General features: G+C 67.2%; 2 pseudogenes. One reads left to right on the forward strand and one right to left on the reverse strand.

Annotated elements, in window-relative coordinates:
• A pseudogene (locus ACTWQA_RS58970) lies at positions 1–129 on the forward strand (transposase); the annotation flags it as partial.
• A 903-nt stretch (positions 130–1032) separates the two neighbouring features.
• On the opposite strand, the pseudogene ACTWQA_RS58975 reads toward ACTWQA_RS58970, so the two are convergent.
• Positions 1033–1275: pseudogene (locus ACTWQA_RS58975) on the reverse strand (ISAzo13-like element transposase-related protein); the annotation flags it as partial.
• Positions 1276–1401: the final 126 nt, after the last annotated feature.

Genomic DNA, 1401 nt, shown 5'->3' on the forward strand with positions numbered 1-1401 from the left:
TTGCGTGACTGTGCGCGGCGGGGGATGCGGGCGCCGGTGCTGGCCGTCGGTGATGGTGCGCTCGGATTCTGGGGCGCGCTGGGTGAGGTGTTTCCCCAGGCCAGAGCGCAGAGGTGCTGGTTTCACAGAAGCCGTAAAAGATCAAGTTGTCGGCGTGTCGTGGTCGTCTGGCACTGCGGCAAGCAGATCGTCCGCAGTGCGGTATCGGATGGGCGCGGCGGTGGGAATGTGGCCTGCTTGCTGGAGCAGGGGCCGCGTTTCGCGGATGACGTTGCCGATGGAGGATCTGCAGACATCGCCCAGAGCATCGGTCAGGACCTCCATGGTGCAGAGTTTCCGCTGGTAGAGGATAGTCAGTAGGACGCGTTCGCTATTGCTGATCTTCTGGGGGAAGACGCCGGACCTGGTCCCGGATTGGCGGGGACCGCCTCGCCGCTGGTAGCCGAGGCGCTCGCCCTGAGCGACTTGCGATGCGGCGAGGCGTTGGGTGAGCAGGCGAAGTTCGTCGCGGGTGAGCCCGGTCAGAACTGGGTGGGACAGCCGGTCGATGATCGCGGCTCGTGCGGGGCGCTGGTCGGTGTCTAGGAAGTCGAGGAGAGCGGCGGGTTTGGTGAAGCGGACCTGCGCGGTTCCGGCGTGGTGGCCGTGGTCTTCCAAGACTCTGCGGGTTTCCTTCACCAGGTCGGCGATGCAGGTATCAGTGACCTCCAGCAGGTCCGCCAGCACCTTCATGGAGCAGACCTGCCGCTGGTAGAGCAGGGTGAGCAGGAGGCGGGCCGCGTCGTCGAACAGCGGTTTGACGCGTAGCTTGCCGGTGGCTCGCCGGGCCCGGCCGCCGCGTTGCCGGCTGTGTCGTTCCTGGGTGCGGGCGGCTTGGGCCGGAGCGAGGATGGCGGCCAGCTGCTTGAGCTGGGCCGGGCTCATGCCGGTCAGGAGAGGGTTGGCCAGCCGGGCGAGCATGGCCTGGCGCCGTTGCGCGGGTCCTTGGGTCTCGCCGACGGGTCGATCCGGGCTGGACTCATCGGTGGATGCGGGGTGCAGCGTGTAGTTCCAGCTGCCGTGGGTGGCGTGCCGCTCCAGCGGCAGGGCGGCGAAGCGGTCCTTGCTGATCGCGACACCGGTCGGGTAGTCGCCGGGGTCCAAGACGGCCTCCACCCGGAGCCCGCCGCTGGTGCGGGTGGCGGCGATGGTGTTGACCACCACCTCATGGCTGGTCAACGGCCTGCCACGCCAGTTGAGGGTGATGTGGGAGAACAGCCGGTGGTGAAGTCGGCTCCCATCCGCGTCAGAGCTAATGAACCAGTCCCGGTCCGAAACACCTATCAGCCGCGGGTAGTTTGATCACCCGTTGGAAGAGGTTGGAGCAGGTGGCAGGACCACAGCAGGACCCCAAGCAGTCCC

This window comes from Nonomuraea sp. 10N515B (genome assembly GCF_052245915.1).
Classification (GTDB): domain Bacteria; phylum Actinomycetota; class Actinomycetes; order Streptosporangiales; family Streptosporangiaceae; genus Nonomuraea.